The 17,050-nt window shown below is 68.8% G+C and carries 20 protein-coding genes; 8 read left to right on the top strand and 12 right to left on the bottom strand.

The window, feature by feature from the left end; genetic code table 11:
* Positions 1–66 precede the first annotated feature (66 nt).
* Positions 67–576 carry a cyclic nucleotide-binding domain-containing protein gene (locus H7H34_RS20455; protein WP_209006268.1) on the bottom strand — a complete coding sequence of 170 codons (510 nt, stop codon included), beginning with the start codon at positions 574–576 and terminating at the stop codon, positions 67–69.
* 151 nt (positions 577–727) lie between these two features.
* Entirely contained in the window at positions 728–1,411 is a 684-nt protein-coding gene (locus H7H34_RS20450; protein ID WP_067224339.1) for a response regulator transcription factor, read from the bottom strand.
* Between the two features lie 165 nt (positions 1,412–1,576).
* Between H7H34_RS20450 and H7H34_RS20445 the strand changes: the two genes are divergently transcribed.
* The 6 genes from H7H34_RS20445 to H7H34_RS20420 all read left to right on the top strand — a co-directional run bounded on the left by H7H34_RS20445 (position 1,577) and on the right by H7H34_RS20420 (position 7,647).
* Positions 1,577–2,149 carry a L,D-transpeptidase family protein gene (locus H7H34_RS20445; protein ID WP_185926273.1) on the top strand — a complete coding sequence of 191 codons (573 nt, stop codon included), beginning with the start codon at positions 1,577–1,579 and terminating at the stop codon, positions 2,147–2,149.
* 153 nt (positions 2,150–2,302) lie between these two features.
* A complete protein-coding gene (locus H7H34_RS20440) occupies positions 2,303–3,220 on the top strand; it encodes a pirin family protein (protein WP_185926272.1) in 918 nt (305 codons plus the stop codon).
* Positions 3,221–3,445: 225 nt separating this feature from the next.
* Positions 3,446–4,354 carry a diaminopimelate epimerase gene (dapF, locus tag H7H34_RS23565; RefSeq protein ID WP_185926271.1) on the top strand — a complete coding sequence of 303 codons (909 nt, stop codon included), beginning with the start codon at positions 3,446–3,448 and terminating at the stop codon, positions 4,352–4,354.
* The gene (gene mtaB, locus H7H34_RS20430; RefSeq protein WP_120270031.1) at positions 4,351–5,637 is read left to right on the top strand and encodes a tRNA (N(6)-L-threonylcarbamoyladenosine(37)-C(2))-methylthiotransferase MtaB; all 1,287 of its coding nucleotides are present in this window, start codon (positions 4,351–4,353) and stop codon (positions 5,635–5,637) included. Before dapF ends, mtaB begins: the two co-directional genes overlap by 4 nt.
* A gap of 4 nt (positions 5,638–5,641) precedes the next feature.
* Positions 5,642–6,985, top strand: coding sequence for a signal recognition particle-docking protein FtsY (ftsY, locus tag H7H34_RS20425; RefSeq protein WP_185926270.1), 1,344 nt, complete (start codon positions 5,642–5,644; stop codon positions 6,983–6,985).
* Complete coding sequence (locus H7H34_RS20420; protein WP_185926269.1) at positions 6,985–7,647, top strand: septation protein A; 663 nt, start codon at positions 6,985–6,987, stop codon at positions 7,645–7,647. Before ftsY ends, H7H34_RS20420 begins: the two co-directional genes overlap by 1 nt.
* On the opposite strand, the gene H7H34_RS20415 is transcribed toward H7H34_RS20420, so the two are convergent.
* Genes H7H34_RS20415 through yddG form a run of 3 tightly spaced genes read right to left on the bottom strand, consistent with a single transcriptional unit; the run spans position 7,641 to position 9,738 of the window.
* The gene (locus H7H34_RS20415) at positions 7,641–7,847 is read right to left on the bottom strand and encodes a DUF1737 domain-containing protein (protein ID WP_067338160.1); all 207 of its coding nucleotides are present in this window, start codon (positions 7,845–7,847) and stop codon (positions 7,641–7,643) included. The two genes, H7H34_RS20420 and H7H34_RS20415, sit on opposite strands and share 7 nt — an antisense overlap.
* Before the next feature lie 25 nt (positions 7,848–7,872).
* Positions 7,873–8,766: an HpcH/HpaI aldolase/citrate lyase family protein gene (locus H7H34_RS20410; protein WP_209006267.1), complete on the bottom strand. Its 894-nt coding sequence runs from the start codon at positions 8,764–8,766 to the stop codon at positions 7,873–7,875.
* A 42-nt stretch (positions 8,767–8,808) separates the two neighbouring features.
* Positions 8,809–9,738 (bottom strand): aromatic amino acid exporter YddG, encoded by a 930-nt coding sequence (gene yddG, locus H7H34_RS20405; RefSeq protein ID WP_185926268.1) that lies wholly within the window; start codon positions 9,736–9,738, stop codon positions 8,809–8,811.
* 188 nt (positions 9,739–9,926) lie between these two features.
* Here yddG and H7H34_RS20400 point away from each other — a divergent pair, with 188 nt between their 5' ends.
* Complete coding sequence (locus tag H7H34_RS20400) at positions 9,927–10,385, top strand: GNAT family N-acetyltransferase (protein ID WP_185926267.1); 459 nt, start codon at positions 9,927–9,929, stop codon at positions 10,383–10,385.
* Between the two features lie 40 nt (positions 10,386–10,425).
* Here H7H34_RS20400 and H7H34_RS20395 read toward each other — a convergent pair whose 3' ends face one another.
* The gene (locus tag H7H34_RS20395) at positions 10,426–11,469 is read right to left on the bottom strand and encodes a DUF2125 domain-containing protein (protein WP_185926266.1); all 1,044 of its coding nucleotides are present in this window, start codon (positions 11,467–11,469) and stop codon (positions 10,426–10,428) included.
* A 158-nt stretch (positions 11,470–11,627) separates the two neighbouring features.
* On the opposite strand from H7H34_RS20395, the gene H7H34_RS20390 reads away from it, so the two are divergent.
* A complete protein-coding gene (locus H7H34_RS20390) occupies positions 11,628–12,179 on the top strand; it encodes a gamma-glutamylcyclotransferase (RefSeq protein WP_185926265.1) in 552 nt (183 codons plus the stop codon).
* A gap of 9 nt (positions 12,180–12,188) precedes the next feature.
* Here H7H34_RS20390 and ureG read toward each other — a convergent pair whose 3' ends face one another.
* From ureG to H7H34_RS20360, 6 genes are read right to left on the bottom strand one after another with little or no spacing between them, the layout of a single operon-like run.
* Positions 12,189–12,818: an urease accessory protein UreG gene (gene ureG / locus H7H34_RS20385; RefSeq protein WP_185926264.1), complete on the bottom strand. Its 630-nt coding sequence runs from the start codon at positions 12,816–12,818 to the stop codon at positions 12,189–12,191.
* A gap of 40 nt (positions 12,819–12,858) precedes the next feature.
* Entirely contained in the window at positions 12,859–13,632 is a 774-nt protein-coding gene (locus tag H7H34_RS20380; protein WP_245165148.1) for an urease accessory protein UreF, read from the bottom strand.
* Positions 13,604–14,206, bottom strand: coding sequence for an urease accessory protein UreE (locus tag H7H34_RS20375; protein ID WP_185926263.1), 603 nt, complete (start codon positions 14,204–14,206; stop codon positions 13,604–13,606). Before H7H34_RS20375 ends, H7H34_RS20380 begins: the two co-directional genes overlap by 29 nt.
* Positions 14,203–14,811, bottom strand: coding sequence for a glutathione S-transferase family protein (locus H7H34_RS20370; RefSeq protein WP_185926262.1), 609 nt, complete (start codon positions 14,809–14,811; stop codon positions 14,203–14,205). The genes H7H34_RS20375 and H7H34_RS20370 overlap by 4 nt, the downstream gene beginning before the upstream one ends.
* Before the next feature lie 42 nt (positions 14,812–14,853).
* Positions 14,854–16,566, bottom strand: coding sequence for an urease subunit alpha (gene ureC / locus H7H34_RS20365; protein ID WP_120270040.1), 1,713 nt, complete (start codon positions 16,564–16,566; stop codon positions 14,854–14,856).
* Positions 16,567–16,603: 37 nt separating this feature from the next.
* Complete coding sequence (locus H7H34_RS20360; RefSeq protein WP_371811434.1) at positions 16,604–17,032, bottom strand: lysozyme inhibitor LprI family protein; 429 nt, start codon at positions 17,030–17,032, stop codon at positions 16,604–16,606.
* Between the last annotated feature and the right edge of the window lie 18 nt (positions 17,033–17,050).

Genomic DNA, 17,050 nt, shown 5'->3' with positions numbered 1-17,050 from the left:
TGACCGGGGTCCGGGACGGACCTCAAGGCAGCCCGAGCCGGGAACATCGCCCGGCTTGCGGCCCCCTCAGCTCTCGCCGCTGTCGTCGTCCTGCGGGCCGGCGCGGCGGCGGGACTCGCGCAGCGCCGTGTGCTCGCGCTCCAGCTGCTCCAGCACGGTGCCGACACGGGCAAGCGCTCCGGCGGTCGCGCGGAACCGGTTGACCCGCGATTCGAACAGGCGGCTGGCGATGTCGGGGAATTCCTGCAGCATGCGCTTGAACAGCGCCCGGCGGATGCGGATCACCTCGGTCGGACCGACGGCGACGGCCCGGGCCGGGCGGCGCGTTTCGACCAGGAGTGCGGTTTCGCCGATCAGGCTGCCGGGGCCGAAGGTGCCGAGCTCCTTGCGTTCCTCGTCGCCGCCTTCCAGCAGCACCTCGCCGCTGGCGACCACCAGCCCGGCATCGGCGCGCTCGCCGGCGATGAACAGCACCTCGCCATCGCGATAGGAGACATTCTCGGCCGAGAAGGCGAGCAGGCGCATCTGCTCCTCCGGGAACTCGGCGAGCAAGGGCACCTGGCGCAACAATTCCATATCCCGGACGAGACTCATGCCTTGAGCATTACGCCGAAGCCGGCGATTTGCACAAGCCCGGAAACCGCCTGAACGGGCCCGAGGCCGCACTGCCGGTGGACAGTTCGCCCCGCCGGGCGCGATGCCGGCAGGGGCGGTGGAGCGTGGAAGATCAGGGAACCAGCTTGTAGCCGCCGGCCTCGGTCACCAGCAGCTCGGCATTGGACGGGTCGCGCTCGACCTTCTGCCGCAGGCGGTAGATGTGGGTCTCGAGCGTGTGGGTGGTGACGCCCGAATTGTAGCCCCAGACCTTGGTCAGCAGCACATCGCGGGTCACCGGCTTCTCGCCCGCCCGGTAGAGGAACTTCAGGATCGAGGTTTCCTTCTCCGTCAGGCGGATCTTGGCGCCGGTCTCGTCGGTCATCAGCTTCTGCGCCGGGCGGAAGGAATAGCGGCCGATGGTGAAGACCGCGTCCTCGCTCTGCTCATGGCTGCGCAGATGCGCCCGGAGACGGGCGAGCAGCACGGCGAACTTGAACGGCTTGGCGACATAGTCGTTGGCGCCAGCCTCGAGCCCCAGGATCGTGTCGCTGTCCGTGTCGTGGCCGGTCAGCATGATGATCGGCGCCTTGAAGCCCTTCTTGCGCAGCAGCTTCACCGCCTCGCGGCCGTCGATATCCGGCAGGCCGACATCCATCAGGAGAAGGTCGGTGTGGCCTTCCTCAGCGAGCTTGATGCCCGTGGCGGCGTTCGGCGCCTCCTGGGTCTCGAACTCGTCGTAGAGCGACAGCTGCTCGACCAGCGCCTCGCGAAGATCGTCGTCGTCGTCGACGATGAGGATTTTGCGTGCGGGCATGGTCGTGTCCTTTCCTGGCCGATGAGCATGCTGTGGAATCTGAACCGGTTTTCCTGACATAAGCAAGCGGACACGATTGCGCGAGGGCGCATTGACGCAAAGCCCGCCTTGCGCCAACAAATCTTGCTCACGCAACCTTGAGACCGGGGTGAGGACGCCGCCGCCATGACGCTGGACCTTGTCGCACCGCGCCGCCGGCCGGCCCTGCCTTGCCCGGAAAAGGGGGGGGAAACCCTGAAAGTCCGGGCGCTTTCGCCTCGGGCGACGCGCGGCGTGCTGCAGCTCGGCTCCTTCACGGCGCCGTGTGCGATCGGGCGCGGCGGGATTTCCCGGTTCAAGCGCGAGGGCGACGGGGCAACGCCGGCAGGACGCTTCGAACTGCTGCAGGTCTATTACCGTCCCGACCGGGGCGTGCGGCCGCGCTCGGCCCTGCCGGTTGCGCCGCTGCCGCGCGCCGGCTGGTGCGATGCGCCCGGCCACCCGCGCTACAACACGCTGGTGCCGCTGCCCTTTGCCGCCTCGCATGAGGTGCTGTGGCGGGACGATTCGCTCTACGACATCGTCGTCGTTCTCGACTGCAACCTGCAGCCTTCGGTGCCCGGGCTCGGCAGCGCCATCTTCTTCCACCTGGCCCGGCCCGGCTACACGCCGACCGAAGGCTGCGTGGCGGTGGCGCGGGCGGACATGGAGCTGCTGCTGGCGGCCTGCGGGCCGGGCGCCGCCATCGAGGTCGGCTGAACGTCGGGGTGCGATTGTTCGGCATCCGTTGAACACTGCGTCCAGCCGGCGCGCCTTGGTGCGGCGGGGCAGGGCGCCTATCTTTGGCGGAACGGCGCGCGAGACAGCGCGCGGCAGCCCGCCCCGTTGTCGGCGGGAGAAAGGCAAGATCCCATGTCCGTCAGACCCGTGACCCATCTGGAAACGGCGAAGCCGACGCTGGAAGGTGCCGGCGTCAAGCTGCACCGCGCCTTCGGCTTCGGCGATCCGACAGCGCTGGATCCGTTCCTGCTGTTCGACGATTTCCGCAACGAACGGCCGCAGGACTACAAGGCCGGCTTTCCCTGGCACCCGCATCGCGGCATCGAGACCATCACCTATGTGCTGGCCGGCACCGTCGACCACGGCGACAGCCTCGGCAACCAGGGCACGCTCGGCGCGGGCGACATCCAGTGGATGACCGCCGGCAGCGGCATCATGCACCAGGAGATGCCGAAGGGCGACGCCAGGGGGCGGATGCACGGCTTCCAGCTGTGGGCCAACCTGCCGTCCTCGCTGAAGATGACGAGCCCGCGCTACCAGGACGTGCCCTCGACCGAGATCCCGGAAATCACCGACGACGACGGCACCCATGTGCGCGTCATCTGCGGCGAGTTCTGGGGCAAGCGCGGCCCGGTCGACGGCATCGCCGCGGACCCCAGCTATGCCGACATCTTCGTGCCGGCCGGGCGCACCAAGCGCTTCAAGGTCGACACCTACCGCAAGGCCTTCGCCTATATCTTCGAGGGCTCGGGCACGTTCCGCGACGCCTCGCAGCCCTTCGGCGTGCTGCTGGAGAAGGAGGTCGACGGCGAGGAGGTGCACGTGCGCGACGAGAGCGGCGACCGCACCCTGGTGCGCTTCGGCACCGGCGACGAGGTGACCGTGACCGCCGGGCCGAACGGCATCCGCTTTCTGCTGGTCTCCGGCGCGCCGATCCGCGAGCCGGTGGCCTGGCACGGGCCCATCGTGATGAACACCCGCCAGGAGCTGATCCAGGCGGTGACCGAGCTGCAGAAGGGCACCTTCATCCGCGAGGGTGCCAAGCGCTGAAACGAGCGCGTCCGGGCGGCAGGTTCGCCCGGACGCGCTGGCGTCCCGTCCCGGCTTTCTGCGACCCGCCGGCGCTGTAAAACACGCGAACACTGGAACCGCGCGCCCTTTTCCGCCATATAGTCGGGAAACGGCCGGTCGCGCCGCCGTCGATATCGGAGGGCGCGCCGCAGACAGCCAGCCCCGCGTGACAGGCGGCGGGCGGCGAGATGGACGATTTTCGCGATGAGCGAGCGCAGGATTCCCTTTCTGAAGATGAACGGGCTGGGCAACGATTTCGTTGTCTGGGATGCCCGTGAGGCCCCCGTGCGCCTCGATCCGGACGCGATCCGCCGGATCGGCGCGCGGGACGGCGGCATCGGCTTCGACCAGATGATCACGGTGGAACGCAGCCCCGGCGGGGCGGATGCCTTCATGCGCATCCACAACCGCGACGGCAGCGAGGTGGATGCCTGCGGCAACGCCACGCGCTGCATCGGCCGCCTCCTGATGGAGGAAAACGGCAGCGCGGCGGCGACCATCGAGACCAATGCCGGGCTGCTGAAGGCCTCCGCAACGGACGATGCGCGCCGCGTCACGGTGGACATGGGCCGCCCGCGCTTTGCCTGGAACGAGATCCCGCTGGCCGAGGAATTCCACGATACGCGGGCGATCGAGCTGCAGATCGGGCCGATCGACGCGCCGATCCTGCACACGCCCTCGGTGGTCAATGTCGGCAATCCGCATGCGATCTTCTGGGTGCGCGATCCGGGCGCCTACGACCTTTCGCGCATCGGGCCGATGCTGGAAAACCATCCGATGTTCCCGGAGCGGGCGAACATCTCGCTCGCCCATGTCCTGTCGGACGAGGAGGTCGAGGTGCGGGTGTGGGAGCGCGGCGTCGGGCTGACCGAAGCTTGCGGCACGGCGGCCTGCGCCGTCGGCGTTGCCGCCGCGCGCGACCGGCGCACGGGCCGCAAGGTGCGTGTGCACCTGCCGGGCGGGCCGCTCGACATCGAGTGGCGCGAGAGCGACGACCACATCCTGATGACCGGCGACACCGAGGTGGAGTTCGAGGGGCTGCTGGACCCGGAGACGCTGACCTTCGAGAAGACAGCGCCCGGCGACCGACCGATCCTCGAGGTGGTCCGGTGAGCATCGACGTCGTCACATTCGGCTGCCGCCTCAACGCCTACGAATCCGAGGTGATGAAGCGCGAGGCCGAGGCCGCCGGCCTCAAGGACGCCATCCTGATCAACACCTGCGCGGTGACGGCGGAAGCCGTGCGCCAGGCGCGCCAGTCGATCCGCAAGGCGCGGCGCGACAATCCGGGCGCGCGCATCATCGTCACCGGCTGCGCCGCGCAGACCGAGGCGGACACCTTCGCCGGCATGGAGGAGGTGGACCTCGTCCTCGGCAACTCGGAGAAGCTGGAGCGCGCCTCCTACGGACGTGTCGCGCAGTTCGGCATCGACGACAGCGAGAAGATCCGCGTCAACGACATCATGAGCGTGCGCGAGACGGCCGAGCACCTGATCGACGGGCTGGAGGGCCGCGCCCGCGCCTTCGTCCAGGTGCAGAACGGCTGCGACCATCGCTGCACCTTCTGCATCATCCCGTTCGGACGCGGCAATTCCCGCTCGGTGCCGATGGGCGTCGTGGTCGACCAGATCGCCCGGCTCAACGAGAACGGCTACCGGGAAGTGGTGCTGACCGGCGTCGACATCACCAGCTACGGTTCGGACCTTCCGGGCGCGCCGAAGCTCGGCGATCTCGTCGCCAAGATCCTCAAGCTGGTGCCGGGGCTGGAGCGGCTGCGGCTGTCCTCCATCGATTCCATCGAGGCGGACCCGGCCTTGATGCGGGCCATCGCCGAGGAAGAACGGCTGATGCCGCATCTGCACCTGTCGCTGCAGGCCGGCGACGACATGATCCTCAAGCGGATGAAGCGGCGGCACCTGCGCGCTGACACGATCGGCTTTTGCGAGGAGGTGCGCCGGCTGCGCCCGGACGTGGTGTTCGGTGCCGACATCATCGCCGGTTTCCCGACCGAGACCGAGGCGATGTTCGCCAATTCGCTCGCCATCGTCGACGATTGCGGGCTGACGCATCTGCATGTCTTCCCCTTCTCGCCGCGCAAGGGCACGCCGGCGGCACGCATGCCGCAGCTGCCCCGCCAGGTGGTGAAGGAGCGCGCCGCACGGCTGCGCGAAAAGGGCGAGGCGGCTCTGCTCGCCCATCTGGAAGCCGAGCAGGGACGCGAGCGGCAGGTCCTGATCGAGCGCGAGGGCCTTGGACGCAGCGAACAGTTCACCCAGGTGGAGTTCTCGCCCGAGGCCGCGGCCGGCAAGGGGGCGGGCGACCTTGTCACGCTGCGCATTGCCGGGCATACCGGGCGGCATCTACTGGGCGTAACCACCGGTCGACAGGCGGCATGACGGCATGAGCGAGCAAAAACGCGGATTCCTCGGACGCCTGTTCGGGGGACGGCAGGCCCCGGCGCGTCCCGAGACGCCGGAAACGCCCGAGACGACGCAAGAGACGACACCCGAGACGAGCGCACCGGAAACTCAGGCTCCAGACAGCGGCGCGCCGCAGGTCGAACCGGCCGGCCACGCGCCGGCCAGCGAAGAGACGGCAGCTCCCGAGACGCCCGAGGCCGCAGAGGTTGTGCCGGCCGAGGACCGCGTTGCCGAGCCGGCCCTGACGCCCTCGGAAGAGCCGGGGGCAGAGGCCACGGCGTCGGATGTCCCTGCGGCAGAGGCCTTGGCCGATGCGCCCGCCGAAGAGCCGGTCGAGGCGCCCGTCGAAGCACCTGTTGCCGACCCCCTCGGGGAGCCGGCATCCGAAGATGCGCCGCGCCGTTCCTGGCTGTCGCGGCTGACGGCGGGCCTGTCGCGCTCCTCCGCCTCGCTGACCGGCGGCATTTCCTCGCTCTTCACCAAGCGCAAGCTCGACGCGGCGACGCTGGAAGAGCTGGAAGACCTCCTGATCCAGGCCGATCTCGGCGTCGAGACGGCGATGGCGATCACCGAGCGCATTTCCGAGGGGCGCTTCAACAAGCAGATCTCGCCGGACGAGGTGCGCCGGATCCTGGCCGAGGAAGTGACCAAGGTGCTGGCGCCGGTGGCGCAGCCGCTCGTGCTCGACACCGACCACAAGCCGCATGTGGTGCTGGTGGTCGGCGTCAACGGCACCGGCAAGACCACGACCATCGGCAAGCTGTCGGCGAAACTTTCGGCCGAGGGGCGCAAGGTGATGCTGGCGGCCGGCGACACGTTCCGCGCCGCGGCGGTGGAGCAGCTGAAGATCTGGGGCGCGCGCACCGGCGCGCCGGTCGTTGCCCGCGACACCGGCGCGGATGCGGCCGGTCTCGTGTTCGACGCCATGCAGGCGGCGCGCGATGCCGGCAGCGACGTGCTGCTGATCGACACGGCCGGACGGCTGCAGAACCGCGCCGAGCTGATGGCGGAGCTGGAGAAGGTGGTGCGGGTGATCCGCAAGCACGATCCCTCCGCCCCGCACAGCGTGCTGCTGACGCTGGATGCGACCACCGGTCAGAACGCCATGAACCAGGTCGAGATCTTCGGCCGCGTCGCCGGCGTCACCGGCCTGGTGATGACCAAGCTCGACGGAACCGCGCGCGGCGGCATTCTCGTTGCCATTGCCGCCAAGCATGCGCTGCCGGTGCATTTCATCGGCGTCGGCGAGGGTATCGACGATCTCGAGCCGTTTACCGCGGAGGATTTCGCCTCCGCCATTGCCGGAAAGCATACGGAGCACTGATGGAATTCGAGCACGGACCCAACGCACCGGATCGCAAGGAGCTGTCGCCGCTCCTCAAGCTGGTGCTCGAACTGGGTCCGCTGGGCCTGTTCTTCCTCGCCAACGCGCGAGGCGAAGTGCTCTACGAGCGCTTTCCGGGGCTTGCAGCGCTGGGCGATCCGATCTTTCTCGCCACAGCCGTGTTCATGGTGGCGATCACCGCGTCGCTGGCCGTGTCCTATGTGCTGACGCGGCGCCTGCCGGTAATGCCGGTCGTCTCCGGCGTCGTGGTGCTGGTCTTCGGCGCGCTGACCCTGTGGCTGCACGACGAGCTGTTCATCAAGCTCAAGCCGACCATCGTCAACATGCTGTTCGGCTCGGTGCTGCTCGGCGGTCTGCTGTTCGGAAAGTCGCTGCTCGGCTACGTCTTCGACAGCGTGTTCCGGCTCGATGACGAGGGCTGGCGCAAGCTGACCTTCCGCTGGGGCGTGTTCTTCTTCTTCCTGGCCATCGTCAACGAGGTGGTCTGGCGGTTCTTCTCCACCGACTTCTGGGTGTCGTTCAAGGTGTTCGGCGTGATGCCGATCACCATCGCCTTCACCCTGTCCCAGCTGCCGCTGATCCAGCGCCACACGCTGGAGGAGGCGGGCGAGCCCGCCTCCCGCAAGGACGACGCTCAGTAGTCGCCGAGCTTCATGTCCGGCTGGTAGTCGACACCCTCGACCTCCTTGACCACGGCCTGGCCGCAGATCGTCACGCCGCGCACGGCGTCGAAGGAAAGCTGCGGCGAGCCCTGGAGCTGCCAGCCCTTGTTGAGGGCGGCGGTGACCCGGTGGCAGAAGGCGCTGTCGTCGGGTCCGGTGATGAAGCGATAGAGTTTCATGGATCTCGTCCGTTCTGGGTGATGTTCACGAGTTGCGCGAGGCGATGGCGTCGGCAATGGCGACGAGGCGCGCGCCCATGTCGGCGTGAAGCCGCTCGACCATGCGGCCCTCGACCTGGATCGCACCCTTCGATGCGTTTTCCGGCTTTTCGAACTCGGCGATGATGCGGCGCGCCCAGGCGATGTCGGCCTCGTTCGGGGTGAAGGCGGCGTTGCAGGGAGCGACCTGCTTCGGGTGGATCAGCGTCTTGCCGTCCATGCCCATCTCCGCGCCCTCGCGGCATTCGGTGGCAAACCCGTCCTCGTCGTCGAGCGTGTTGTAGACGCCGTCGACGATGTCGATGCCATAGGCCCTGGCAGCGGCGACGCAGGTCATCAGCCAGGGCCGCATCGGCGCGCGGCCCGGCACCAGGGCGGCCCGGGTTTCCTTGGCAAGATCGTTGGTGCCCATGACGAAGCAGGAAAGACGCGTCTCCGGATTGGCGGCGGAGGCGGCGATGGCGGCGGCATTCAGCATGGCGAGCGGCGTTTCCATCATCGCCCAGAGGCGGACGCTGGCCGGCACGCGCGCCGCATTGAGCTTGTGCGCGACGCGCTCCAGATCGGCCGGCGAGGACACCTTGGGCAGCAGGATCGCATCCGGCCGGGCGGCGATCGCCATGTCGAGATCGGCGGCGCCCCAGGGTGTCGAAAGGCCGTTGATGCGGATCACCACCTCGCGGTGGCCGTAGCCGCCCTGTGCCAGCGCCTCGCGGATCTGCTCGCGTCCGGTCTCCTTGGCGTGCGGCGCGACCGCGTCTTCCAGGTCCAGGATCAGCGCGTCGACATCGAGGCTGCGCGCCTTGTCCAGCGCGCGGGCGTTGGAGCCGGGCATGTAGAGGACGCTGCGGCGGGGGCGGATCGTGGCAGGTGCGGTCATCGGGGCCTCGTCTGCTGAAAGTGTCCGAACTGAGCCTCTCGTCTAGGCGTTCGGCTCTGTCTCGGCCAGTCGTCTTTTCGTCGGAGCGCGAAAGATCATGTCCTTTGCCGCGACCATCGCGCCGATAGTGACGAGGCCGCAGGCCAGCGCCACCACCATGGTGAAGGAGCCGAAGCCGAATGCGATCAGCAGCAGGGTGGACAGGACCGGCGCCGCATAGGCGCCGGCGCCCAGCACCTGGATGTCGCCATGCTTGACGCCGATGTCCCAGACGAAGAAGGCAAGGCCGACGGGAAAGGCGGCAAGCGCCAGCACCGCGCCCCATTCGCCGGCGCTCGCCGGCCAGACGGTGGTCTCGAAGGCGAGATGGGCGGCGAGCGACAGGGCCGAGGTGCCGAGGCAGAAGCCGGCGACCGCTTCCGTTGGCACCTTGCCGAGGCGGCGCGAAAGCACCGAATAGCTGGACCAGAACAGGGCCGAGGCGCAGGCGGCGAGATAGCCAGGCGCATGGGTGGGATCGAGCGTCAGCCCCTTGCCGCCGGTGACGAGCAGCGCGGCGCCCGCCAGCCCAAGCATCGTGCCGAGGACGTGATGGGGCTTCAGCCGCTCGCCCGGCAGCAGCGCCGAGAAGACGACGATCAGCAGCGGCCAGGTGTAGTTGATGAGGTTGGCATCGACCGGCGGGGCGTTGCGGATGGCGGTGAAGTAGAAGAAGTGGAAGCCGAAGAGGCCGAGCGTGCCGAAGGCGAGGACCCCGACAGGCTGGCGCATCCGCGCAAGGCGGCCGGTCAGGCCGAGCCAGAGCGTCGCGACAATGCCGGACAGGCCGAAGCACAGGGCGTTGAGCAGGAAGGGCGGCACCTTTCCCGAGGCGGCGCCGAACAGGCCGAGGGTCGACCACATCAGGACGGCGGTGAGGCCGACAAGGGTGGCACGCAGGCGGACGGTGGCTGCGGGGCTGATCTCGGACATCGGGTCGGTTCCGGATGGAATACGGCAGGTCGTTGACTATTCGCAGCCGGTTGCGACCGCGTCAATCGTGCGCGTACGAGGTGTTACCAAGCGGCGCATCAGGCAGTTGAAATCGCCGCGCCATTCGGGGCAAGGTGGCGGCCCGGTCCGGTATCGTCCGGCAAGTCCTGAATTGTCTCGGAGTGTTCATGAGCACCATCGCCATCAAGAAGCTCGGCCCGGAAGACGCGCCGGCGCTGGCCCCGCTGATCGCCGAATACGCGCAGGCGCTGAAGCGCGGCGCCCCGCGCCGGCCCGACCAGTATTACGCCGAGCGCATCCTCGGCGACCGGACGGCGGAAGTGATCGGCGCCGAGTTCGATGGCCGGCTGGTCGGCTTTGCCATCTATTTCGACCTGCCGGAGATCATTTCCGGCCTGCGCACCGGCCAGCTGGACGAGATCTACGTGCATCCGGACGCCCGCAACAACGGGCTGGCGCGGCGGATGATCGAGTGGCTGGTGGGCGAGGGCGCGCGGCGCGGCTGGTACGAGCTGCGCTGGATCGTGCCGGGCAAGAATGTCCCGGCCGTGACGCTCTACGACCAGATCGCCGAGCCGGCGGACTGGAAGGGCTATATCCTGGCCATCGACCGCGGCGGCAACTGAAGCCGCCGCCGGTCTTTCCTGAAGAGCGCCCGCCGCAGCCTCAGCGCAGCGGCGGGAGCGTGCCGACGGGAATGAAGCCGACGCGCGCGGTGCCTTCGGCAAAGGCGAGCGGCACGGCGACCGCCGGCTCTCCGTCGAGCGTCGTCGGCTGACCGAAGGCGGCGAGCGCCCCGGCAAGGCTGGTCGGCACGTTGGAGCCTTGCGGGAAGAACGGGGCGAGCAGCGGCGGCAGGCCGGCGGCCCCGGCGACGGTGAGCGGCAGCGTGCCGTTGAGCCGCCCGGCCTCGTCCAGCCAGAGGCTGCCATTGGCCGACAGGGTGACCCCGCCCGAGGCAAGGCGCAGTTCGCGGACGGTGAGCGCGCCTTCGTTTTTCAGCAGGGCGATCACGTCGGCACCGTGCGGGGAAAGCAGCGCCGCGCCGCCGGCAAGTCCGACATTGGCCAGAACATCGACGGGTGCGGCCGTTCCCGGCAGGGCGAGCTCGTCGAGCCGCAGGGCGGCATCGGCGGCGCCCGCGACGTCCGGCGACTTGCGCAGATGCAGGTTGGCAAGCACGGCGGAGGCCGAAAGGCTGTCGTCGGCAAGGCTGAAGACCGGAGAGACGATCTCGATGTCGCCGCGGTCGAGGTCGCTGTTGCCGAGGCGCAGGCTGGCGCGGGCGGTGGTCCAGGCGGCCTTGAGGCCGGGAACCAGGCGGTCCGTTTCCACGGCGGCCGGACTGTCGGCCTCGACGATCACATGCCAGGGATTGTAGGCGAGGGCGACGGCGCGAAAGCCCTCGAAACTGGCGCGTTCGCCGCCAAGGCCCGTCACGGCGAGCGGCTTGCACGACAGCTCGAAGCGGAAGGGGAAGCCGCCGAGATCCTGGTCGGTGCAGGCGATCTCGCCGCCTTCCGCCTTTGCCGCAAGGCGCATGGTGGTGAACAGGTCCGAGACCATCCCGCGGGCAACAGTCCAGTAGCCGCTCCACAGGGCGATGACCAGAACCACCAGCGTCGCCAGCAGGATGTAGCCGCGCTTCGACCCGGCCTTGCGCGGGGGCTTGCCTGGGATCGGCGGGGAACGGGGCGTGTCGTCGGTCATGTCAGCTGTCCTGCGGTTTTGCGCCCCGAGCGGGCGCCGTCATGCCTGAAAGCACGGGCCGGAGGCGGATTCAAGGCCGTTCGGCACTGTTGCCAGCGGTGATGAGGATTGTTAGGTCCTCTGACCCGGACGGAACGACACGAGGCCGGATGCGAGCGATGCAGGATCTTTGGGTATTCGGTTACGGGTCGCTGATGTGGCGGCCGGGGTTCGAGTATGAGGAGGCGGTGCAGGGCGTGCTGCACGGCGCCCATCGCTCGCTCTGCGTCTATTCCTGGGTCCATCGCGGCACCGAGACGCGGCCCGGCCTGGTGCTCGGTCTCGACAGGGGCGGGGCTTGCCGGGGCATGGCCTTTCGCGTGGCCGCCAGCCGGCGGGACGAGGTGATCGCCTATCTGCGCGAGCGCGAGCAGGCGACCATGGTCTATCTGGAAGCCCATCGCCGGGTGCGGCTGGAAGGGCGCTCCGACCGGCAGGTCACGGCGCTGACCTATGTGGCCGACCGTACCCACCCGCAATATGCCGGCGTGCTGTCGACCGAGCGCCAGCTGGAACTGGTGAGCGGTGCCGTCGGCCAGTCCGGCGCCAATCCCGACTACGTGCTGAACACGGTCGACCACCTGATGCAGATCGGCATCCGCGACCATGGGCTGGAAGCGCTCGGCAAGCGGCTGCGCCAGTCGATGGCGCCAAGGCTCGCCGCCGGCTGAGCCGGTGCCTCAGGCGACGGCCGAGGCCGCCAGTCCGCCGCGCGCGACGATGAAGTCGAGCACGTCGTCGACGCCCTTGCCGTCCTTGACATTGGTGAAGACGAAGGGCCGCTCCTTGCGCATCAGGCGGGAGTCCCGGTCCATCACCTCCAGCGAGGCGCCGACCAGCGGGGCGAGATCCGTCTTGTTGATGACGAGAAGGTCCGAACGGGTGATGCCCGGCCCGCCCTTGCGCGGGATCTTGTCGCCGGCCGACACGTCGATGACGTAGATCGTCAGGTCGGCAAGCTCCGGCGAGAAGGTGGCGGCCAGGTTGTCGCCGCCGGACTCGATCAGGATCAGGTCGAGCGCGGGAAAGGCGGCCTCCAGCTCGGCGACGGCGGCAAGGTTGATCGAGGCATCCTCGCGGATCGCCGTGTGCGGACAGCCGCCGGTCTCCACGCCGCGGATGCGCTCGGGCGCCAGCGCGCCGGAGCGGGTCAGGAACTCGGCGTCCTCGCGGGTGTAGATGTCGTTGGTGATGGCGGCGATGTCGTAGGTGTCGCGCAGCCGCTTGCACAGGGCGTCCATCAGCGCCGTCTTGCCGGAGCCGACGGGGCCGCCGATGCCGATGCGCAGGGGGCCGTTGGGGGAGGGCATGGTTGATCTCCTTCGAAAAAGCCGTCGCGGCCGCCGCTCATCAGGAGCGGAAGAGCCGGGTGTACTGGGTCTCGTGTTTCATGGAGGCGATGTCGGCGGCGAACGCACAGCCGCCGATCTCGTCGAGCGGGGCCTCCAGCGCGGCGGCGGCGAGGGCAGTGATTTCTTCGCCCAGCCCGTTGACGACCCGCTGGCCGTCGGTCTGGCCGAGCGGCACGGCGCGCACCGCCGCCGAGACGAGGTTGGCGGCAAAGGCGTGCAGGAAGGCGGTGGCGGTCGGCCCGGCCGGCAGGCCCCAGGCGGCGGCGGAAGCTGCTAGCGCCAGCGCATAGGTCCAGCTGCCGCGCGCAAGCGCTGCCTCTCCCTGGGTCAGGCGGGCGAAGAGGCGTGTTGCCGCCGTGTCGCTGGGCGGCGGCCAGGCACCGACAATGGCGGCGATGAAGGCATCTCCCTGTGCGGTCGCCTCCAGCCGGCGCTCCGAGCTCGGCTGCAGTGCAAGCGAAAGGTCGAGCAGCTCGCGGAAGGCCGCCTCGTCGCCGAGGGTCGCTGCCCGCATGCCTTGCGCGAGGAGAAGGGTATCGCTCCAGCCGGCACCGTGGCGCAGGACCCCGGTCACCCAGGCCTGCAGCGTTGCCGCATCGCGCACGGTGCCCTCCTCGACCGCCCATTCCAGCCCGTGGCTGTAGGTATAGGCGCCGACGGGGAAGGACGGGGACATCCAGGCGAGCAGGACATGCAGCCCCGCGCCGGAGACCGCGGCAGAGCTGCCGGGCCCGGCACCGGTTTCAGGAGCCATCCGCAGCTGTGCCGTCATGGGAGTGCGCATGCGTGTGCGAGTGGGAATGGGCGTGAGAATGGCCATGATGATGGTGGTGGCCGGCCTGATGGGAGTGCGAAGAGGCGTGGGAATGCGAATGCGCGTGATGGGAGTGGGCATGGTCGTGCCCCTCGACCGTGCCGTGGCCGTAGGCGCCGCCTTCCGGGTCGAACGGGGCGACGAGCGGCGTGATCTTGCCGCCGAGCCGGGCCACCATGTCCTCGATCACGTGGTCGCGGCGAATGCGCAGGGCACCCGGCAGGAGCTGGGTCGGCAGGTGGCGGTTGCCGAGATGCCAGGCGATGCGCAGCAAGTCGTCGGCCGTCTCCGCCTCGATGTCGACGAGATCCTCGCCGGCGGCGAGGATCGCGACGATGCGGCCGTCCTCCAGCAGGAGCGCGTCGCCATGATGCAGCTGCACCGCGCGCGGCAGGTCGAGCAGCACGCGGGTACCGCCGGCGCAATCCAGCACCGCGCGGCGGCGGTGCCGGTCTTCCCGGTCGAGCACGACGCTGTCTGCCGGCGCGCCTTCCCAGCTGCCGGCGGCGAGGATCTCCTGCACACGGATCATGCGATGGCCTCGGCTCCTCGTTTCATGGCGGCGGCAAGCGCGGGACGCGACCAGACCCGCTCGAGATAATCGGCGACGGGCCCGCTCTCCGGCAGGTCGAATTTCGCCAGCCTCGCCCAGTTGGCGCAGTGGGCGATGAGGATGTCGGGCACGGTGAACTTCGCCCCCATGACGAAGGGACCTTCGCCCAGCAGGTGCTCGAGATGGCGCAGGCCTTCGGCGAATTCGGCCGCGCACACGCGCTTGACCTCCGGCACGCGCAGCTCTTCCGGGTGGATGAAGCTGTTCTTGGCGGCCGTCCACAGCGCCCCTTCCAGCACGTCGACGGTGAACTGTGTCACCCCGTCCTGGCGCGCCCGCTCGAGCGTGCCGGCGGGATAGGTCAACTGACCGTGCTTGTCGGCGAGATACTGGCAGATGGCGACGGAATCGGTGAGCGCGGTGTCGCCGTCCTTGAACACCGGCACCTTGCCGGTCGGGTTGAGCGCATTGACCTCCGCGGCGTGCGGCGCCGCCGGGATGTAGTCGTAGGGCTCGCCCAGTTCCTCCAGCATCCACAGGACGCGCATGGCGCGGGTGCGCGGATAGCCGATCAGCGTGTACATGCAGAAATCCTCCGGTCGGTAACGGTTCCTCCGCTTCCGACCCTAGAACAGGAAATAGCGCTGGGCCATCGGCAGGACCTCCGCCGGTTCGCAGGTCAGCAGCTCGCCGTCGGCGCGCACCTCGTAGGTCTCCGGGTCGACCTCGATCACCGGGGTTGCGTCGTTCAGCACCATCGAGGCCTTGGATATCCCTGAGCGGGTGTTGGAGACGGGCAGCACCAGCCGGTCGAGGCCGAGCCGCTCCTTGATGCCGTCGTCGTAGGCGGCCTGCGAGACGAAGGTGACGCTGGAGGCGGTCATCGAACGGCCATAGGCGCCGAACATCGGCCGGTAGTGGACGGGCTGCGGCGTCGGGATCGAGGCATTGGGATCACCCATCGGTGCGGCGGCGATGGTGCCGAGCTTGAGCACCAGGTCCGGCTTGACGCCGAAGAACGCCGGATCCCACAGGACCAGGTCGGCCAGCTTGCCGACCTCGACCGAGCCGACATGCTGCGAAATGCCGTGGGCGATGGCCGGGTTGATCGTGACCTTGGCGATGTAGCGGCGGACGCGCAGGTTGTCGTTCTCGCCGCTCTCGCCGGCCAGACGGCCGCGCTGGACCTTCATCTTGTGGGCGGTCTGGAAGGTGCGGATGATCACCTCGCCGACCCGGCCCATGGCCTGGCTGTCGGAGGCGATGATCGAGAAGGCGCCCATGTCGTGCAGGATGTCCTCCGCCGCGATGGTCTCCTTGCGGATCCGGCTTTCGGCGAAAGCGACGTCCTCGGGGATCGAGCTGTCGAGGTGGTGGCACACCATCAGCATGTCGAGATGCTCGTCGATGGTGTTGACCGTGTAGGGCCGCGTCGGGTTGGTGGAGGAGGGGATGACGTTCGCCTCGCCGCACAGCTTGATGATGTCCGGCGCATGGCCGCCGCCGGCACCTTCCGTGTGGAAGGCGTGGATGGTGCGGCCCTTGAAGGCGGCGGTGGTGTTTTCCACGAAGCCGCTCTCGTTGAGCGTGTCGGTGTGGATCATCACCTGGATGTCGTAGGCGTCCGCCACGGCAAGGCAGCAGTCGATGGCCGCGGGCGTGGTGCCCCAGTCCTCGTGCAGCTTCAGCGCGCAGGCGCCGGCCAGGATCTGTTCCTCCAGCGCCGCCGGCAGCGCGGCATTGCCCTTGCCGGCGAAGGCGAGGTTCATCGGGAAGGCCTCGGCCGCCTGCAGCATGCGCTCCATATGCCAGGGGCCGGGCGTGCAGGTGGTGGCGTTGGTGCCGGTCGCCGGGCCGGTGCCGCCGCCCAGCATGGTGGTGACGCCCGACATCAGCGCCTCGTCGATCTGCTGCGGGCAGATGAAGTGGATATGCATGTCGAGGGCGCCGGCGGTGACGATCTTGCCCTCGCCGGCGATGGCCTCGGTGCCCGGGCCGATGACGATGTCGACGCCGGGCTGGATGTCCGGGTTGCCGGCCTTGCCGATGCCGGAGATGCGCCCGCCGGTCAGGCCGATATCGGCCTTGTAGATGCCGGTATGATCGATGATCACCGCGTTGGTGATGACCGTGTCGACGGCCCCTTGCGCTCGCGTGCGCTGGGACTGGCCCATGCCGTCGCGGATGACCTTGCCGCCGCCGAACTTCACTTCCTCGCCGTAGATGGTGAAGTCCTTCTCGATCTCGATGACGAGATCGGTGTCGGCAAGGCGGAGCCGGTCGCCGGTGGTCGGTCCGAACATGTCCGCATAGGCGGCGCGGCTGATCTTGAAGGGCATCGGCGTCTCCGTTGCGCGGCGGCGACCGGGACTGGGATCAGTTTCCCAGACCCTCGGCCAGCTGTTCCAGTTCCGTGGTGCGTTGCTTGGTCATGTCGGCAAGGCACGAATAGATGAGCATCGGCTCCATCGAGCCGCCGCGGGCGAGGAAGCCGGCAGCGGCGCAGGCCTTGTCGCGATAGGGGATCCAGGCACGCTGGGCCTCCTTCAGCGCCTCGGCCGCGCCCTTGAGGTCGGCGGTCAGGTTCGCGTCCATCTCGCGCATCGACTTCATCGCCGCCGAATAGGCGGTGTTGAGCCTGGCATCGGCGGCCTGCCACTCCTTTTCGGCGCAGTAAGTGAGCTCCATCTGGACGACGGCGTTCTCGCAGTCGATGTCCGGATCCTGCTGGGCGGCAGCGGGGGCGGCCGGCAGCCACAGGGCGAGCAGGGCGGCGGAGGTGGTGAGGATGGCAATACGGGTCACGAGGAGACTCCCTTGGTT

The organism is Stappia sp. 28M-7 (assembly GCF_014252955.1).
Lineage (GTDB): Bacteria > Pseudomonadota > Alphaproteobacteria > Rhizobiales > Stappiaceae > Stappia.
Note: the sequence above shows the minus strand (reverse complement) of the source record. Positions and strands in the feature narration are given on the sequence as shown.